At 42.0% G+C, this 17,778-nt stretch carries 17 protein-coding genes; 11 read left to right on the top strand and 6 right to left on the bottom strand.

The genetic code is table 11. The annotated features are described in order from the left end of the window. Positions 1-20: 20 nt before the first annotated feature. Positions 21-455, bottom strand: coding sequence for a thioredoxin TrxC (gene trxC / locus EYW48_RS08395; protein WP_277432243.1), 435 nt, complete (start codon positions 453-455; stop codon positions 21-23). A gap of 186 nt (positions 456-641) precedes the next feature. Between trxC and EYW48_RS08390 the strand changes: the two genes are divergently transcribed. The 4 genes from EYW48_RS08390 to EYW48_RS08375 all read left to right on the top strand — a co-directional run bounded on the left by EYW48_RS08390 (position 642) and on the right by EYW48_RS08375 (position 5,624). After that, on the top strand, positions 642-1,739 hold the full coding sequence (locus EYW48_RS08390; protein WP_277432242.1) for a ketoacyl-ACP synthase III: 1,098 nt from the start codon (positions 642-644) through the stop codon (positions 1,737-1,739). Between the two features lie 288 nt (positions 1,740-2,027). Beyond that, positions 2,028-3,281: a diguanylate cyclase gene (locus tag EYW48_RS08385; protein ID WP_253910134.1), complete on the top strand. Its 1,254-nt coding sequence runs from the start codon at positions 2,028-2,030 to the stop codon at positions 3,279-3,281. Beyond that, positions 3,271-4,587, top strand: coding sequence for a glycosyltransferase (locus EYW48_RS08380; protein WP_171980446.1), 1,317 nt, complete (start codon positions 3,271-3,273; stop codon positions 4,585-4,587). The genes EYW48_RS08385 and EYW48_RS08380 overlap by 11 nt, the downstream gene beginning before the upstream one ends. A gap of 2 nt (positions 4,588-4,589) precedes the next feature. Continuing rightward, positions 4,590-5,624: an HlyD family secretion protein gene (locus tag EYW48_RS08375; RefSeq protein WP_171980447.1), complete on the top strand. Its 1,035-nt coding sequence runs from the start codon at positions 4,590-4,592 to the stop codon at positions 5,622-5,624. A 44-nt stretch (positions 5,625-5,668) separates the two neighbouring features. On the opposite strand, the gene glpC is transcribed toward EYW48_RS08375, so the two are convergent. From glpC to glpA, 3 genes are read right to left on the bottom strand one after another with little or no spacing between them, the layout of a single operon-like run. After that, positions 5,669-6,895, bottom strand: coding sequence for an anaerobic glycerol-3-phosphate dehydrogenase subunit GlpC (gene glpC / locus EYW48_RS08370; RefSeq protein ID WP_053310540.1), 1,227 nt, complete (start codon positions 6,893-6,895; stop codon positions 5,669-5,671). Continuing rightward, the gene (gene glpB / locus EYW48_RS08365; protein WP_176313279.1) at positions 6,892-8,205 is read right to left on the bottom strand and encodes a glycerol-3-phosphate dehydrogenase subunit GlpB; all 1,314 of its coding nucleotides are present in this window, start codon (positions 8,203-8,205) and stop codon (positions 6,892-6,894) included. The genes glpC and glpB overlap by 4 nt, the downstream gene beginning before the upstream one ends. Further along, positions 8,202-9,851 (bottom strand): anaerobic glycerol-3-phosphate dehydrogenase subunit A, encoded by a 1,650-nt coding sequence (glpA, locus tag EYW48_RS08360; protein ID WP_274699778.1) that lies wholly within the window; start codon positions 9,849-9,851, stop codon positions 8,202-8,204. The genes glpB and glpA overlap by 4 nt, the downstream gene beginning before the upstream one ends. Before the next feature lie 528 nt (positions 9,852-10,379). Here glpA and EYW48_RS08355 point away from each other — a divergent pair. Together EYW48_RS08355 and glpK are read left to right on the top strand one after the other, a co-directional pair. After that, positions 10,380-11,234: an MIP/aquaporin family protein gene (locus tag EYW48_RS08355; protein ID WP_053310543.1), complete on the top strand. Its 855-nt coding sequence runs from the start codon at positions 10,380-10,382 to the stop codon at positions 11,232-11,234. A gap of 60 nt (positions 11,235-11,294) precedes the next feature. Further along, positions 11,295-12,812: a glycerol kinase GlpK gene (gene glpK / locus EYW48_RS08350; protein ID WP_053310544.1), complete on the top strand. Its 1,518-nt coding sequence runs from the start codon at positions 11,295-11,297 to the stop codon at positions 12,810-12,812. A 125-nt stretch (positions 12,813-12,937) separates the two neighbouring features. Here glpK and EYW48_RS08345 read toward each other — a convergent pair whose 3' ends face one another. Both EYW48_RS08345 and EYW48_RS08340 read right to left on the bottom strand, forming a co-directional pair. Beyond that, on the bottom strand, positions 12,938-13,189 hold the full coding sequence (locus EYW48_RS08345; protein ID WP_053310545.1) for a YgjV family protein: 252 nt from the start codon (positions 13,187-13,189) through the stop codon (positions 12,938-12,940). Between the two features lie 313 nt (positions 13,190-13,502). Beyond that, positions 13,503-13,820: a DUF496 family protein gene (locus EYW48_RS08340; RefSeq protein ID WP_053310546.1), complete on the bottom strand. Its 318-nt coding sequence runs from the start codon at positions 13,818-13,820 to the stop codon at positions 13,503-13,505. 188 nt (positions 13,821-14,008) lie between these two features. Here EYW48_RS08340 and EYW48_RS08335 point away from each other — a divergent pair, with 188 nt between their 5' ends. From EYW48_RS08335 to EYW48_RS08315, 5 genes are all read left to right on the top strand, one after another. Then, positions 14,009-14,206 carry a hypothetical protein gene (locus EYW48_RS08335; RefSeq protein ID WP_053310547.1) on the top strand — a complete coding sequence of 66 codons (198 nt, stop codon included), beginning with the start codon at positions 14,009-14,011 and terminating at the stop codon, positions 14,204-14,206. Positions 14,207-14,251: 45 nt separating this feature from the next. Beyond that, on the top strand, positions 14,252-14,905 hold the full coding sequence (locus EYW48_RS08330) for a YceH family protein (protein ID WP_168524526.1): 654 nt from the start codon (positions 14,252-14,254) through the stop codon (positions 14,903-14,905). Positions 14,906-14,908: 3 nt separating this feature from the next. Continuing rightward, positions 14,909-15,214: a GIY-YIG nuclease family protein gene (locus tag EYW48_RS08325; RefSeq protein WP_171980450.1), complete on the top strand. Its 306-nt coding sequence runs from the start codon at positions 14,909-14,911 to the stop codon at positions 15,212-15,214. 93 nt (positions 15,215-15,307) lie between these two features. After that, on the top strand, positions 15,308-16,459 hold the full coding sequence (traF, locus tag EYW48_RS08320) for a conjugal transfer protein TraF (RefSeq protein WP_277432254.1): 1,152 nt from the start codon (positions 15,308-15,310) through the stop codon (positions 16,457-16,459). 217 nt (positions 16,460-16,676) lie between these two features. Further along, positions 16,677-17,777, top strand: coding sequence for an autoinducer 2-binding periplasmic protein LuxP (locus EYW48_RS08315; protein WP_277432241.1), 1,101 nt, complete (start codon positions 16,677-16,679; stop codon positions 17,775-17,777). The last annotated feature ends 1 nt before the right edge of the window (position 17,778 follow it).

Genomic DNA, 17,778 nt, shown 5'->3' with positions numbered 1-17,778 from the left:
TTTGTGTTTTTAGAAGCTTTTTACTTAGTCAAAGCTTGGTTTAGCCATTGATTAAATTGACTTTTTTGTAGGGCGCCATTAATAACCTCTACTTTTTGACCATTTTTGAAGAGCATAACAGTTGGAATGCTGCGGATTTGATATTTTGCCGCGAGATTTTGTTGACTTTCTGTGTCAACTTTTACAAAACGCACATTACCTTTATGCTCTGTAGCAACATCGGAAAATACAGGAGCAAATCCAACGCATGGATTACACCACGGAGCCCAAAAATCGACTACCACAGGTTGGTTGCTTTTCAATAGGGCCGCAAAATTTGCTTCAGTGCCTTCGATGGGCGCACCGTCAAGCAATGACGCTTGGCATTTGCCGCAGTTAGGGCTGTCAGATACACGTTCTAACGGGACGCGATTAACACCGTGACACGCAGGGCAACGAGTATTAAATGTAGACATGATGACCTCTCTTTCCTTTTTCTAATTGTATATTGCTGACCATAAATTTAACGCTTGAGCAAAAGCACGTATACTAATTAATATTGCAAAGGCCTTTTTTCGCTCCGCTACCTTTCATAGGGCGAGTGCTTATTTAATTGAAAGTCTTTTGATCGCCTTAGAAAATACAACAAAAACAGGTTAATAATGACAAAATTTTATGCCGAAATTACAGGTTGGGGAAAATGTCTTCCGCCTGCAGAGCTCTCCAACCAAGATCTTAGTACGTTTCTAGAAACTTCAGATGAGTGGATCCGAACGCGTACTGGTATTGAAAATCGCCGCATTAGTCATGTCAATACTTCTGATATGGCCACCGTTGCCGCTCAACACGCTATTGCCTGTGCGGGCATTGATGCTTCGGAGATTGATCTTATCATCATCGCGACGTGTTCACCTGATTCGCTCATTCCCAATATCGCCTCGAAAGTGCAGCAAAATCTTGGTATTAAAAGCGCGGCTGCTTTTGATTTGAACGCCGCGTGCACTGGGTTTGTGTATGGTTTAGAAACCGCCACCCGCTTAATTCAATCGAGTCACTACCGCCATGCTTTAGTAGTGGGTGCAGAGCGTTTGTCTTTTTATATCGATTGGACCAAGCGTGATACCGCTGTGTTGTTTGGTGATGGTGCTGGGGCGGTTGTGCTGAGCAAAACAGAGCAAGAACTAGGTTTGCAAGAGGCTCAAATTGGTTGTGATGCGGAAGGGCGAGACATTCTCGCTGTGCCTAAATTTGGTTCATCAATGGACCGTTTTGCTGCTGACAACGGTTACTGGGATTTTGACTTTGTAGGTAAAGAAATCTTCAAACGAGCGGTGAGAGGGATGGGGGCGGCAGCGCAAACGGTATTGTCACGTTCTGATCTTTCAACCGATGATATTGATGTTGTGATCCCTCATCAAGCCAATGTGCGTATTATTCAAACGCTTTGTGATTTGTCGGGCATCAGCCAAGATAAAGCTTTCGTTAATATTCAACACTATGGTAACACCTCTGCCGCGACGGTGCCGATTGCACTGTGCGAAGCGGTTGAGCAAGGCAAGATCAAAGCGAATGATAACTTGCTTGTTGCTGCCTTTGGCGCAGGGTTGACGTGGGGGGCTGGGTATATCAAATGGGGGCAACGCGTGACACCAATTGCTCAAAGTAATGCTGTTTTAACTGAGTGTGAGTCAACGGCGTTAGAGCTGTTAGCCAATGCCATAGAGCATTGCCAATTACGTCCATTATCTGAAAGGGAATAATCTTTGTATCTGGGTAGTAAATTCACAACAACAGCAATATTTTGTTGCATATGTTAGCTGTTTTTATGTGGTCCAGGCTATTGATGTTTCGGATAGATTTGTGGTGTAACTATTTGGTTTTAGAGAGATAAATAACAGTTCTCTGACATTTTTGTACCCGTAGTTTAATTATGATTGCGCCAAATTTTAGGCGGAGTCGTAAAAGTGCTAATCGAAAATACCATTTATTACTTGGGTTCAAGGACACAATGTGTTCTTGATACACATCGGGTTGTTTGCGTCAAAAATTTGAACGAATTACCAGACTCTATCGGCTGCGTATTAATCATTGCCAACGATATCGATGATCAATTGGAGGAATTTCACCGATTGAGAAAGTACTGGTCATGGCGTGTTTATGTGACTTCATCTAGCTTGCTTTCTGAGCATCTTTCGGATGGTGTATGGCAAGAGACACAAGTGGTGCAGTGTGATGAGCACCGACATCGTTTAGAAACTTTAAAAGTCAACCAAGAAATCGATCCACTTCTTGGTTGGCTTGGGTTGGATGAAACACGCCAACTGCTTCCTTTCCGTGACAGTAGTTCAGCTTCTGTTTATCGTTATCCCTTATTAGATGCATACTTACCCGACTTAGAGTCACCTGATCGTTTCTTATTTTCTGAGACTAAGCGAGACTTACTATTTAATCGAAATCTAGTTGATCGAATTCGTGTATGTAATCAATGCGGTGGCGGGCATCTTAACTATATTGAAACGTGTCCAGAGTGCCATCATTTTGATATTGAAGAGCAAGTTTCATTACATTGCTTTACTTGTGGGCATGTAGCTGAACAGAGTCGCTTTCGTCGAGGAGGTAAACTCCAATGCTCTAAGTGTTTAACTCTATTGCGTCATATCGGTGTCGATTACGATCGACCGCTTGAAAATCATGTTTGTAATCAATGCCATCATGCGTTTGCTGAGGCTCACACTATGGTGAACTGCCTATCATGTGAATACCAAGCTGAAGTAACGAAATTGGTTGTGCGTAAGATTTATGCACTGGGAATTGGAGAGCAAGGTCAATACATGCTGCGTCATGGAAAGCAGTTGTCCCTTCCTCAGTTTATGCTTAAAGGTAAAGTTGATCCTAACTATTTTGTGAGTGTTTTAGCTTGGCTCAATAAAATTGCATTACGCCATCAGGAAGTCCATTTACTTTTGGGTCTCTGCCTACCTAGGTTAAGTGAATATGCTCGTACTAAAGGAGATGCTAAGACATTCGCTTTGACCGAGCAAATCACTCATAGGCTTAACAATTTGTTCCGAGAATCAGACCTTTGTTGTCAGTACAAGCAAGATATCGTTTTCGTTTTGATGCCTAAAACAGGCAGAAAAGAGTTTCCTATTTTGCAACAGAAGATAGAACAACTTTGTAATCTGATTGATGAGCCGGATTTTGTTCTTAATGTGTTTAATTGGGAACTCCCAAACAAAGAGCTCAACGAAGAACCGCTCCTTTGGTTACAGCAATGTCTCGGTGAAATCTATGCTGTCTGATAGTTTTATTTTGGCAAAATCTCTATATGGAATGGTGATACAGAACCAAGACTTATGGGTGCTGCTCTTTCCGATGATGATCATGATAGAACTACCATTGTCACTTTTGGTGTTAACTGGAGTGTTTCGTTGGGCATACCATGAAGATAAACGTGAGCTAAAAAAATTCCCATCCATAAGTTTCATCATTACTTGTTATGGAGAAGGTGAGGCTATTGAAATAACGATTGATACGCTTGTTGAACAAATCTATCCGGGTCAGGTGGAAGTTTTAGCTGTTGTGGATGGAGCAACACAAAATGCACATACCTATCAAGCAGCTCTTAATGGTGTCAGGAAGTATCAATATACCAAAAATCGAAGTGTTCGAGTTATACCTAAATGGCAGCGAGGTGGTCGAGTTTCGACTCTCAATGCTGGCTTATCGGAGGCTAAAGGGGAGCTAGTTATCAATGTTGATGGCGATACCTCATTTGATAATGATATGGCGTTTACCATGGTGAAACAATTTCTTGATCCGAATGTAATAGCCAGTGGAGGAGCGTTAAGGGTAAGAAATTGGCGCACCAATTTGCTGACTCGCATGCAAGCTTTGGAGTATATGTTGTCCATGCAGATGGGAAAAACAGGCATGTCAAATTGGGGAGTGCTGAACAATATTTCAGGTGCATTCGGAGCGTTTCGCAATGAAAGATTAAAGCAGGTGGGCGGTTGGGATACGCATACTGCTGAAGATCTCGATCTAACAATGCGCCTAAAACAATATAAGCGTCGCTACCCAAACATCAAACTGGCTTTTACTCCTCATGCAGTCGGACATACTGATGTTCCTGACACTTTAAAAGGCTTGATCATGCAACGCTTGCGATGGGATGGCGATTTACTCTTTCTATTTTTGAGAAAACACAGAGTAGGACTAACCCCTAAATTACTTGGATGGGGCAATTTTATTTTTACGCTTGCTTACGGCGTTGTGCAAAATATATTGCTGCCAATTCTGGTGATCGGGTTTTCACTATTTATGGTGGTTAGCTACCCAGCAAATTTTATTGTATCCATTTTTCTATTGCTATATAGCGTTTATTTGATAACCATTTTACTGTTTTTTGCCGTTTACCTTGGGTTAGTGTCTGAACGAAGTCGTGATGATTTTTCTATGATTCTCTGGTTACCGCTATACCCTATTTATCAATTTTTTATGCGTCTAATCACCGCATTTTCGATGGTTAATGAACTTGTCCGAAGAAGTCATGAAGAATCGTCAATGGCACCTTGGTGGGTACTGAAAAAAGGTAAACGATTTTAATTATGAAAGTACAATTCCATTTAGATAAACAAATAGAACCACAATCTGAAAGCGGTATAAAAGTTGTTTATGGTCAGGCCAAGCGAGGTGGATATCGTTTTCGTTGGTATTTGCTCTTAGCATTGGTGATTAGTCCTGCTATTGCTATGCTGTACCATTTATATCGTGACAATATCATGATCATTGCTCCTGGCATTATTACCTCGCACCCTGTAGAGCTTAAAACCGTAGAAGATGGGGTTGTTGGTCCTGTTGGATTCGTTATTGGCTCCCCGATTGAGTCTAAACAACCAATTCTAACGGTGACAAATCAGTCGCTGTCTACAGAACTGAAATTTTTGACATCTGAAATTAATCGGTTGGATGTTCACTTAAATGAAAGTTTTGATATTCACCGCCAAGCGATAGCTGCATCAGAAAAAAATGTCGAGGAGATTTCTGCGATTAGAAAGCGATATGATATCTACAAGGCTAAGGGACAAGTGTCTGATGTTGATTATGCAGCGATTGTTAATTTGAATAATTCTGCCAATAATGAATTAAATAGCCGAAAAATGGCTTTTAACGATGCACAAAATGAATACCAAGAGCAGTTGTTAGCTGGGTCTGTAAGTCAAGCCAGGCGCTTTTTGCTTAAAGAATTGGTTGTTAAGAGTGATAGGCAAAAACAACTTACTATCAATAGCCCTTATGATGGGCGTATTGTTGATATTGCGGTGGTTGAAGGGCAGCAAGTCGTCAAAGGTGAAACTCTGGTCACTGTTGCGAAAAATATTAAACCACAGGTAATTGCCTATTTAAATCCTAAATACTTGAGTGAGAGCAAAATTGGTCAAAAAACGACGGTCCGTTTCTCTGATGGTAAGAAATTTCAAGCGGTGATCTCAGAAGCAGTTGAAATCGTCAGCAAGTTACCCATTCAGTTAACTAAACCATTTGAAGGGCAACCTTCATATATGAAAGTGGTGTTATCTTTTAATGACGATTTAGAGGTTAGTCGTTGGATTGAAGGAATGTCTGTAGAAGTTATTTTCTAAAAGTAAAAGAGACACACATGAGCGGGCGTTTGCCCGCCATGTATCTAAGCAATCGCCATCGCTAATAAGCTGATGGGGTGGATAGTCTCTAGAGCGGTATTCTCCTCGATTTGCCATTTGCACGTTTCGCAATCAGTAATGGCATAGTCTGCTTGAGAGGCTTTGATCGAATCAAATAAATGCGATCCAATTTTCATTGAGACATCATAGTTTTCTTCTTTGAAACCGTAGGTTCCGGCCAAACCACAGCACTCACTGTCAAGCACGATCAGTTCTAACCCAGGGATCATCTTTAACAGTTCAATGGTAAACATAACATTGCCGCTACGCTCTAGGTGGCAAGGGGTGTGATAGACCACTTTTAAGTTTACCGGTTTCATTCTTGGCGCATTGCCACTCATGAATTCTTTGAGTAAAAAGCGGGTGACATACTCAATTTTATTGACCACCTTACTATTATCAACGCCTAAAACATGTGGGTATTCTTGTTGTAAAGTGAATGAGCAAGTCGAAGAGGTCGACAGTACCGAGGTTTGACGATCTAACACCGCGGTTTCAATATTCTTCACATTCAATAATGCGTTTTTGCGAGCCTTATCGTGAAAACCGTTGGCAATTAGTGGCACGCCGCAACACTTCTCGTTATCCAACAAACGTACACCAATATTCATCGCATTCATCACGGCAACGAAATCTTTGCCTAGTTGAGGATGGTTGTAATTCACATAGCAGCCGTGGAAATAACTAACTTGGCGTGTATAAAGAGGCTGACGAGTGCAGTTTTGTTTGAACCAACGACGAAATGTACCATGCGAATATTTAGGTAGTGATTTATGGTCGTGAACGCCAATGGTTTTATGCATCACTTTTTTAACCAGTGGCATAGAGGTAGCGACGTTAACAATTGGTGCAAATGGTGTAGCCAATGTCCCGAATAAATCGGTGTGGCTGAGCACGTAATCGCGCACCAATTTCGGACTGAATGATTTCTTGCCGTGCTTACCACGAGCAACGGCAATAATATCGCCGATCTTAACACCTGATGGACAAGCGGTTTCGCAACGTTTGCAGTTAGTACACAGCTTCAGTAAGTCATCGTAATATTCTGCACTTTTTATTCTTAGGCGTTCACCATCCGGTCCGCATTGTTTTGGCCCTGGATAAAGAGGATTCGCTTTCGCAACGGGGCAATACACGGTGCATACGGTGCATTTGATGCACTGATCAAATGAGGTGTTTTTAGGTGCTGCTTCAATAAAAGAGGTTGTCATGCTAAAGCCTCCTCAATGGCATTTTTTGCCTGTGATTGGGCGATAATCTGCGATGTAGCGTGATAAGCACTCGCAATGGCAACACCACCACCACTGCCTTCAAAAACAGGGTCATAGCCACTAAGCATTGAGCCACAGCAGTATAAGTTTTTGATCACAGTCCCTTGATGTATCGGATTTAAATGGTGGTTAGTTTCTACGCCAAAGGTCATAAATGGATGTGATTGCTGGGCAAAGAATGCGTTATTTCGCCATTGAGTACGATCGTCGACGCTGTTTACGTTCAGTTGGAAGACCGGTTCAGAAACGCCATTATGCGAAGCGGATAAACCTTGGCTGAAATAACTGCCCGTCGCCATGACAAAGTGATCCGCTTGAATAGGCATATCGGTAAGGTTTTGTGTATGAATCGCGGTGAGCTTGTCACCTTCAAACTCCCCATTCACGACTTTGTCACCTTTGAGATGAATGCCGCCCATTGCCAAAAAGGCCCGGCTTAGTGATTCTTCAATGCGAATTCCCATCAATGATGGAGGCATAGTGGGCACTTCATGCAGTTGTAGATTGGTTGCTAATTTGAGTTTGTTTAATAAGGCTAGCCCGTCACCATTACCCATAATAGCGGGTAAGATGACAAGATCTTGCGTGTTAGCGTAGCGCATTAACTGGTCACAGAAACTGGTCCATGCTTGAGGTTGTTTTAATAGACGCGCAATATCGATTGAACGCAGTTCGTTCGGGTTGTGGCGAAGAGTTTCAAAACCAGGAATGGTCACTTGAATGATTTTGCTTGGTATCTCTTTAAATTCAGGTAAATGACGTAAGTTACCTTGCAACATCTGTGGTTGAAAGTCCCGGTAACCTTCAATCGCAAGCAAAATAATACGCTTAAACGGTGCTATGGTTTTGTGTTGATATACATAAGGTTGTGATAGCCAAGTGGCTTTCAGCGTGCCCATTGGCGTGATGCGATAATGGTTACTGCTGTCGGCTTGATGAGTTAATGGCATTCCGCGCTGTTGCAGTGTTTTTTGAAACCACAACAAGCCATTATGTGTTATCTCGGCGCCAATTTTACTATAAGGGTGATTGGGTGCTTGTTTTGCGAGCTCTTCCATGGCTAAAAAAGGTGCGTCTACCGGCTGGCCTGAAGGTAATTTACCCAGAACATCGATCGAGCCTGAAGAAAAATGCAACGCACTCTGGCCTTGGCTAATTAACGCTGTCTTAAGGCCTGCTTGAAGGCAACGAATTCCGGCACTATAGCCTGCGATGCCTCCACCAATAACTGTGACGTCGTACTTAATCATAACGTCTCCTCATTTTCATTCTTGTATTGTTGCTCAGGGATATCATTAGCCCCGAATAAACCTTCGTAAATCCAATAACTGAATTCAGCCTCGCGCAGAGCATCTCCCCAAAAGATGGGTTTAATACCTTTCCAACGTTCTTCTAAAAATTCAACCAACAACTGACTGGATTGCTGACCAGATACATTGCCATATTCATTAAATAAGCTGGCCGCTCGATAGCTGCATAATTCACCTTGGCAAGGGCCCATTCCTAAGCGTGTACGACGACGCAAGTCGACCAAATTATTCACGTCGAGCTGTTTAATGGCGTATTCAATTTCGCCAGCGGTCACCATTTCACATTCACAAATGATGGCTTGGCTTTTTACATCATCTGTCAGGAAGTTTTTAGCACGCTCACCGTGTCGATAGATGGCTGACTCATAAATAGGTTTGGCAATGCTGGCGGTTTTTTTCACTTGCTTTGGCGTTTCATTTGAACCGGGCAGTGGGCGAGTGTGAGTTTCACAAGATGCCGTATTACCTAATTTTTTGGCAACTAAATCGGTTGCCCATTCAGCCATTAAACGGTAAGTCATTAATTTTCCACCAGTAATGGTAGTCAGTCCTTTTAGACCATCGCGTTGTTGGTGATCAAGTAGCACGATGCCACGGCTGATATTACGACCGCTGCCATCATCGTCTACCGACACGAGTGGACGTACGCCAGCATAAGCACGTAATACCCGGGTGTTTGCCATGATTGGAGCGAGTTTAGCGCCTTCAGCAAGGAGGATATCGACCTCTTTCTCTGTGACGTGTAAGTTGTCGATTTGGTCATAATCAATATGTTCAGACGTGGTACCGATAAGCGAAATAGTATCGCCTGGGACAAGAATGTCGGCATCCGACGGTTTGCGGCAGCGGTTAATCACTAAGTTGTTGATACGGTAATCTAAAATGAGTAATGAACCTTTAGCTGGGAACATTTTGATGTTGAGATCGGCATATTCGCAGATGTTTTGACCCCATATTCCTGCGGCGTTAATGACTTCTTTAGCGAAGATCTCGTATTGTTGGTGAGTGTTAAGCTGTAAGCAACGCACACCCAAAATTGTATCACCTTGGCGAATGAGCGAAGTGACAATTGTTTTGTTGAAAATTCGGGCGCCATGTTCTTTGGCGTCTAAAACGTTGGAAGCACACAAACGAAAAGGGTCAAGCGTACCATCGGGCACTTTTACCGCACTAATCAGGTTGGGGTTTACGTGCGGCTCGAGTCTCAGCGCCTCTTTGGCTGAAAGTTGCTCCGTGGCGATACCCGCCTCACTGCATTTTTGAATAAAAGTACTTTGAAAATTCAGGTCGTCTTCAGGCAACGTAATGAACAAGCCATCGGTATTTTCAACACAATGCCTAGCGATATTTTTTAAAATTTGATTTTCTTGGATACATTCTTTGGCTGACTCTGGGTCTGTTACTGCGTAGCGTGCTCCAGAATGCAGCAAACCATGATTGCGTCCAGTCGTGCCCGATGCAATATCATCTTTTTCTAGCAAAATACAATTAATACCACGCAGCGCACAGTCGCGCATAATTCCAGTACCGGTTGCTCCGCCACCAATGATGACGACATCGGTTTCAAATCGGGTTGCTGTGGTCATGGTGAAACCTTATTCGATGAAAAACTTACATTCAGTGTGGCATTTTTTGTCATAAATGTTCGATATGTTGCTCACAAAAGTTCGAACGAACTATAAGTTGTATGTTTAATCGATGAGATTAATGAAAGTTTGGTGATAGATGTCAAAATGGAAAATTAATTAACATTTTTACTGTTAATGATTTAACAACTTGGTCTGTTTTGAACATGATATGCGCTTATGAGCATCTCAAATTACTGACGGTTAACTTGCTATTGAAAATGATGAATTATCTACTTCATGCTTTATTCTACGTATTATCCGTGATGTTAATTAGTATTTGCTTAAGTTTATGGAGGTTTGTACTGTTCATCCGTATGGGTGATAAGATCAAAATAATGAGTTAATTAACAAAATTGGATATTTGAAGTAACAAAATTGTGCTCGAACGCTCATAAATGTTGATTTTTTATTTTCGCGATACGAAAAGTGTGCAAAATGTGTCTCACACAGAAATCGTGTACATAAAAATAAACAAGGACACTTACTATGACTCGAACAAAACAACATACTCTTCTAGGAGAGTGTATCGCGGAGTTTATCGGCACCGGATTGCTGATCTTTTTCGGTGTTGGCTGTGTTGCGGCGCTGGTACTAACTGGTGCGCAATTTGGTCAATGGGAAATCAGTATCATGTGGGGCTTAGGCGTCGCCATTGCTATCTACTGTACTGCAGGGGTTTCTGGCGCACACATTAACCCGGCTGTTACTATCGCATTAGCTGCATTTCATGGCTTTGATAAAGCGAAAGTTATTCCTTACATTATCGCGCAAATGCTTGGTGCATTTTGTTCTGCCGCACTGATTTATAGCTTGTACAGTAACCTTTTTACCGATTACGAAATCGCACACAATTTTGTACGTAGCAGCCAAGAAGCGCTAGCCACTGCGGGTATTTTCTCTACTTATCCAAATGCATCTCTTTCCTTTACTGGTGCGCTCGCTGTTGAATTTGTCATAACCGCTGTATTAATGTTTGCAATTTTGGCATTGGGTGATGAAAACAACGGTGCGCATCGTAATGCGATGAACCCACTACTTATTGGCATTTTGATTGCGGTTATTGGCGGTTCATTAGGCCCACTAACTGGTTTCGCGATGAACCCTGCTCGTGACTTTGGCCCTAAATTATTTGCTTACTTAGCCGGTTGGGATTATGCCCTGACAGGTGCTAAAGATATCCCATACTTTATTGTTCCTATTGTAGCGCCAATCGCTGGTGCCTGTTTTGGCGCTTGGGCATATCCTAAATTCATTGGTGCTTATCTACCCGTTGTTGGTGTAGGTTGTACCATTCCAAATCAATGTGATGATGTAGAAGAAAGCGAACAAGCACACATCTAACATTAAAATAACTATAACAATCGATATAACGATTAACGTGAAATAAATAAGGAAACGACCATGACTGAGCAGAAATACATTGTTGCCCTAGACCAAGGTACAACCAGCTCACGCGCTGTTGTGTTGGACCACGATGCCAACATTGTGAGTGTTTCTCAGCGTGAATTCACTCAGATCTACCCTCAAGCTGGGTGGGTTGAGCACGATCCTCTAGAAATTTATGCAACTCAAAGTTCTACGCTTGTTGAAGCTCTTGGTAAGGCTGGTATTCGCAGCGATGAAATCGCAGGTATTGGCATCACCAACCAACGTGAAACTACCGTAGTATGGAACAAAGAAACGGGTAAACCCGTTTATAACGCGATTGTTTGGCAATGCCGTCGCACGGCTTCGATCTGTGAAGAATTGAAAAAACGTGATGGTTTGGAAGCGTACATTCGTGACAATACAGGCCTTGTGTTAGACCCATATTTCTCAGGCACGAAAGTGAAGTGGATTTTGGATAATGTCGAAGGAGCAAGAGAAGATGCTGAAGCTGGCAAACTGTTGTTCGGTACGATTGATACCTGGCTAGTATGGAAAATGACTCAAGGGCGTGTCCATGTCACAGACTACACCAACGCATCTCGCACCATGCTTTTCAATATCAATAACTTGCATTGGGATGAGAAAATTTTAAAAGAGTTTAATATCCCACTCGCAATGATGCCTGAAGTGAAAAAATCCTCTGAAGTTTATGGTCAAACGAACATTGGTGGTATTGGCGGTACGCGTATTCCAATTGCAGGTATTGCTGGTGACCAACAAGCAGCGCTTTATGGCCAAATGTGTGTTGAAGCAGGTCAAGCGAAGAATACCTATGGAACGGGCTGTTTCTTATTGATGAACACAGGTAAAGAGAAGGTGACTTCTCATAATGGTTTGTTAACCACGTTAGCTTGTGGGCCATCCGGTGAGCCTGCATATGCGCTTGAAGGCGCGGTGTTCATGGGTGGTGCTTCGATTCAATGGCTACGTGATGAACTAAAGCTGATTTCTGATGCCCATGACTCTGAATACTTCGCAACCAAAGTTGACACTTCTAATGGTGTATACGTGGTACCAGCCTTTACTGGTCTTGGCGCACCATATTGGGATGCTTATGCCCGCGGTACGATTGTTGGTTTAACGCGTGGTGTTAACTCGAATCATATCATCCGAGCCACACTAGAGAGTGTTGCTTATCAAACTCGTGATGTACTTGATGCAATGCAAGCTGACTCGGGAATTAAACTGTCGGCTCTGCGTGTTGATGGTGGTGCTGTAGCTAATAACTTCTTGATGCAGTTCCAAGCGGATGTGCTTGATACAGAGGTTCATCGTCCTAAAGTGACCGAAGTTACAGCGTTGGGCGCTGCATATCTTGCCGGTTTGGCGGTTGGCTTCTGGGGAAGTCTCGATGAGTTAGCTAATAAAGCGGTGATTGATCAGACATTCATACCTCATCAAGATGAAGAGAAAAGAGCACGTCGTTATAGAGGTTGGAAGCGTGCTGTGAACTGTGCACAAGCCTGGGCAACTGAACACGACGAAGAATAACCCCCTAATTGCTTCTATGTGTCCCCCGCTAGAGGCTTTTTTAAATGGTACTAAAATAAAAATGCTCTGCCTGTTAAGGCAGAGCATTTTTCACACGTCGATTTTAAATGCGTTCTATTGCTTATTTACGCGGCATTTTTCGCTTCAGCTGTTTTTTTTTCCTGTTGCATTTTGACCAGGAAGTAGACATTAACACAAGCGATAAAGCTATTGGTTAAGACGACTGGCCATGCATCAATCATCAAGCCGTAAGCGGTAAACAGCGCACAACCCACGAAGTTAAGAATACGTAGCTTAACGATATCTTTCATAGTGAGAGATATGGCTACCATGATCGAAGCAGCATAACCTAAAATTTCAATCACGTTCATTTCCATAATTTGACCCTTTTTAATATGCCGAACAGTGTCAGTGTCGGTACCAATCTTCTCGTCGTGAGATAATTGAGGAAGCTCCCTGCCTCGAATGGTCATAATTGTTTAACTGTGTATAAATATAGCAATAGCTAATCTGTGATGAAAGGCTCAAAATCAGGTTCGGTGAAGGTTAGCGATTACGCAAACGTTTAATGCCTCTCACATAAAAATAATCACAGCTTTTGTTGATATAATTATTGATTGATTTTGTGAATTATTCAAAAAAGAAAAACCCGCATTAAAGCGGGTTTTAAAAGATAGAAAAGCGTTCGCTTTATTTCTTACCTTGTGTCATCTGTTTATCTTGATTGGTCAGCTCGCTAATACGACGACTGATGTCACGGCGTTCTTTTGAAATCTCGGCACTTTTAATGATGTGATCATCAACGCGATCTTCATAATCGGCTTTCATGTTAGTGACGATTTCCATGATTTCCTGATAAGTCATGTTAGGTTTGATGTAATCAAGCAGGTTCTCTAAAAGTTCTACTCTTTTACGGTTGTCGCGAACTTTTTTTTCGTTGTCTAGCAGTTCACGCTTTAGCTTGTTTTTACGGCGAGCTTGGCTAACGATTTCAAATACAATACTCATAAGTTCTCTTCCTAGCTTAAATGTAGACTGCCAATGATTAAATCATATTGGGCGGCCTCGTAACAGTCTTTAGATCAATCCTAGCGTTAACTTGACCAATAAATAGCCACACTAACGACTAGTGATTGTACTGATAAGGTTTTGCGCTATATGATGTGCGCTTCAGATGACAATGTAATTATATAAAGATGCAACTTTCAGAAATTGTAGTACCACAAATTGAGTACGCACCAGAAGAGTCACATCATAATGTCAAATTGCGCGAAGCTTATGTTAGTGAGCGTGAAAAACTAGAAATGACTGAATTAGAGCTAAGCCGCGCTAAAATAGTGATGATTGATGAAAATGGGAATGTGACCCGTATTTCACTGTTGCTAGAGCATTGAGCGTGGTGATAATAAGGGAATCACCCTTAGAAGAAGGAAATGATAATGAATATTGAGCTTTCTCCCCTTGAAGCAAGGATCATTGGTTGTTTGATCGAAAAAGAAGTCACAACTCCGGATTATTACCCATTAACCCTCAATAGTTTAACTACTGCTTGTAACCAAAAAAGTAACCGTGAACCAGTATTATCTTTAAGCGATGCAGAGGTACAAGATGCCGTTGAAGGCTTGGTTGCTCGTCGTTTAGTTAGCGATGAAAGTGCATTCAATAGCCGGGTAAGTAAATTTCAGCACCGTTTTTGTAACACCGAATTTGGTGACCTAAAACTGACGGAGCAAGAACTTGGATTAGTCTGTTGTATGTTGTTGCGTGGAGCACAAACACCAGGGGAATTACGCACTCGTACTGCTCGTTTATGTCATTTTACGGATGTAAAAGAAGTCGAAGCGGTATTGGATAGCCTAGCTAGTCGTGAGTCTGGAGCTTTGGTCGTAAAATTACCTCGTGAAGCTGGTAAGCGTGAGTCACGTTACCAACATTTGTTTTCGGGTGAAGTTGACTTAGACGCTTTTTCACAAGCCAATAGCGTTGTATCGACTGACGCTGATACGTCTCGCATTGATGAATTAGAGCAAGAAGTTAATGCATTAAAAACTGAATTGGAAGATTTAAGAACGCTAGTTGAAAGTTTAATCTAAGCAATGCCTGAATCGTACGATATGAGTTCTAATTGGTGGGTGTATTTGATTAGGACTCGTAATCAGTCGTTGTACTGCGGTATTACGACTGATATTAAAAGACGTTTCGCCCAGCACCAAGCGGGTAAAGGTGCTAAGGCATTACGCGGCAAGGGGCCGTTGCAATTGGTGTGGTCACAGAGTTTAGGGGGCAGTAAAAGCCACGCTCTCAAAATTGAGCTAGCGATAAAAAAGCTCAACAAACGACAAAAAGAACAGTTGGTCATAACCCAAGAACCGTTTTATTTTCCGACAGATCTCCCTTCCTAAGTAAAAATGAGAGCTGCATCCTCTAATTTTGTGTCTGAATTGTAAAACTGTATTAACCTTGTTCATAGGACGACTAAAACAAGGTTGATAATGATGGATACATACAAAAAATGGTCTGTGGTAGCATTGCTTATATTGTCTTCGGCATCTGTACAATCGGCGAATACAGTAGCCGATGCGCGCGGTAATGGCATGGGGAATACTGGTGTCACAACTGCGGACTACTTAATTGCCCCGTTTTATAACCCAGCACTGGTTGCGGTCTACCGTGACCGCGATACTTTTGGTGTGCTTTTCCCTGCAGTTGGTGCAACTGCAAGAGATCCTAACAAAAGCCTTGAGACAATTGACGACTTACAAGACAGCATCAAGACTTTCGAAAACACCAGTAACCCTAATCAGAGTAATGTCACACAATTGAACAATTACCTAGATCAATTAGCTGATGATAAACCTTTGGCGGTTTCTGCCGGTGCTGGCATGGCGGTCGCTGTTCCACTCGATGTTTTGTCGCTGAATATTTTTGCTCGTGGCTACGCCGAAGTTATTTCTCGGTCAGACATTGCTGCCAATGGTGGCGACAGTATCGCTGCTGTTGAAAATCGCTACCAAAACTCAACGGTTGACTTAATTGCGTTTGGTTATTCTGAATTTGGTGTGGCCATGGCTAAAATGTATAGCCTGGCTGGTCAGCAATTATCATTTGGTATCACCCCTAAAATTCAACAGCTTAGAACCTACAAGCAAACGGTTTCGGTCAAAGATTTTGACTTGTCAGATTATGATAAGAGTGAAACCAACGATAACGCTTTTAATCTCGATTTTGGTGCTATTTGGCTCATAGGTAACTTTCGTATTGGTGTCGCTGTTAAGGACCTTTTTGCTCAGGAGTTGAAAACTATTGATGGTATCAGCGCCTATCAACTTGATACGCAGGTTGCTTTTTCTGGTGGATACGTCACAGAATTATTTTCGGCTGCTATCGACATCGATGCGACTAAACAAGAGCGATTCAAAAATCTAAAAGATGACACACAATATCTACGTTTTGGGGTAGAAGGGAATGCTTGGGGTTGGGTGCAATTACGAGCCGGTTATGAAATGGATCTTGAAGATACATTAGATGATGCGTTTACTTTTGGTATTGGCATCAGTCCGGGGGATTTAGTGAGCTTTGATCTTGCAGGTAACTACGCGGGAGACAACCAATTTGGTGTTTCAGGTAATTTAGCTTTTACCTTTTAAATCGATCGGATAAATGGTGCTTGGTAATTGAGCAGTTATCAGTGTAAGCCAGTTTTTTTTGAAGGCTTGCACTATCATTTGTATAACACATGTTTGATAATCAATATGATATGCTGCATTTTGTTTTGTGAAATATAAAACAGCAGCGTTTGTATATTTTATCAGGGTTAAGTCGATCATTATTTGTTTAAACTCTGAATCTGGTATAGAGAATTCCATGAAAAAAATTTTGCTCAATTTTTTAGTCTTAAGTTTTGCATTACTGATGACGGCTCAGGCTTCTGCTCAACCCTTAAATGGTTACTGGCAGTATCAAGAGTTTTTGGATCTGAATCCAGAGCAAAAAATTTTAACTAACAAGATGATGGAAACGGTCAGTCATGCTCCGATCCCACTTTCTAAAAAGCAAACCAAGCCAGTTAATATTTCGGTCGTGTACCCTGGACAGCAAGTTTCTGATTATTGGATCCGTAATATCAAAGCATTTGAAATGCGATTAGATGAATTAGGCATTAATTATCAACTTAATCAGGTGTTTACGCGCCCTAATGTAGATGTTCGGCAACAAAGTCTTTCTTTGATGGAGGCGATTAAAAATAAGTCCGATTATTTGATTTTCACCCTCGACACCACTCGCCACCGTAAGTTTATTGAGCAAATTCAAAGCGCTAAAAAAACTAAAATCATATTACAAAACATCACCACACCGTTGAAAAGCTGGGCTGATAGGCAACCTTTTATGTATGTGGGGTTTGATCATAAAACGGGTGCAATGCAGTTAGCGGATTACTATAAGCAAGCAATACCGGCTAAAGGTTCTTATGCTGTGCTTTATTTTTCTGAAGGGTATGTAAGTGATGCTCGCGGTGATACGTTTATTCAAGAAATGACTCACGATGATAACTATCAGTTAGTCTCTTCCTTTTATACTAAGGCAACTCGCGAGAGTGCGTTTGATGCCACCATAGCTCTTCTTGAAAAAACACCACACATAGACTTTATATACGCTTGTGCTACTGATGTAGCATTAGGAGCTATGGATGCTTTGAAACTTCACCATAGAGAAGATATTAAATTAAACGGTTGGGGTGGGGGATCGGCTGAACTAGAAGCGATACAAAATGGAACGCTTGATGTCACTGTGATGCGTATCAATGATGATACAGGTATTGCGATGGCTGAAGCCATCAAGTGGGATCTAGAAGGTAAGTCCGTTCCGACAGTGTATTCGGGAGGTTTTGAAGTGGTCACCCAAGATGTTCCGCCTCAGCACATTGAAATGCTCAAACAACGTGCATTTCGTTACTCAGACCGTTAAC

Source organism: Vibrio sp. 1180_3 (assembly GCF_029478545.1).
Classification (GTDB): Bacteria; Pseudomonadota; Gammaproteobacteria; order Enterobacterales; family Vibrionaceae; genus Vibrio; species Vibrio aestuarianus.
Note: the sequence above shows the minus strand (reverse complement) of the source record. Positions and strands in the feature narration are given on the sequence as shown.

Excerpts from the sequence above, each read along its gene's own strand:
- EYW48_RS08340 (WP_053310546.1), bottom strand. The coding sequence starts at position 13,820 with ATGAGTATTGTATTTGAAATCGTTAGCCAAGCTCGCCGTAAAAACAAG.
- EYW48_RS08330 (WP_168524526.1), top strand. The coding sequence starts at position 14,252 with ATGAATATTGAGCTTTCTCCCCTTGAAGCAAGGATCATTGGTTGTTTG.
- trxC (WP_277432243.1), bottom strand. The coding sequence starts at position 455 with ATGTCTACATTTAATACTCGTTGCCCTGCGTGTCACGGTGTTAATCGC.
- EYW48_RS08315 (WP_277432241.1), top strand. The coding sequence starts at position 16,677 with ATGAAAAAAATTTTGCTCAATTTTTTAGTCTTAAGTTTTGCATTACTG.
- EYW48_RS08325 (WP_171980450.1), top strand. The coding sequence starts at position 14,909 with ATGCCTGAATCGTACGATATGAGTTCTAATTGGTGGGTGTATTTGATT.
- glpK (WP_053310544.1), top strand. The coding sequence starts at position 11,295 with ATGACTGAGCAGAAATACATTGTTGCCCTAGACCAAGGTACAACCAGC.
- EYW48_RS08380 (WP_171980446.1), top strand. The coding sequence starts at position 3,271 with ATGCTGTCTGATAGTTTTATTTTGGCAAAATCTCTATATGGAATGGTG.
- EYW48_RS08390 (WP_277432242.1), top strand. The coding sequence starts at position 642 with ATGACAAAATTTTATGCCGAAATTACAGGTTGGGGAAAATGTCTTCCG.
- EYW48_RS08355 (WP_053310543.1), top strand. The coding sequence starts at position 10,380 with ATGACTCGAACAAAACAACATACTCTTCTAGGAGAGTGTATCGCGGAG.
- glpB (WP_176313279.1), bottom strand. The coding sequence starts at position 8,205 with ATGATTAAGTACGACGTCACAGTTATTGGTGGAGGCATCGCAGGCTAT.
- traF (WP_277432254.1), top strand. The coding sequence starts at position 15,308 with ATGGATACATACAAAAAATGGTCTGTGGTAGCATTGCTTATATTGTCT.
- glpC (WP_053310540.1), bottom strand. The coding sequence starts at position 6,895 with ATGACAACCTCTTTTATTGAAGCAGCACCTAAAAACACCTCATTTGAT.
- EYW48_RS08375 (WP_171980447.1), top strand. The coding sequence starts at position 4,590 with ATGAAAGTACAATTCCATTTAGATAAACAAATAGAACCACAATCTGAA.
- glpA (WP_274699778.1), bottom strand. The coding sequence starts at position 9,851 with ATGACCACAGCAACCCGATTTGAAACCGATGTCGTCATCATTGGTGGC.
- EYW48_RS08335 (WP_053310547.1), top strand. The coding sequence starts at position 14,009 with ATGCAACTTTCAGAAATTGTAGTACCACAAATTGAGTACGCACCAGAA.
- EYW48_RS08345 (WP_053310545.1), bottom strand. The coding sequence starts at position 13,189 with ATGGAAATGAACGTGATTGAAATTTTAGGTTATGCTGCTTCGATCATG.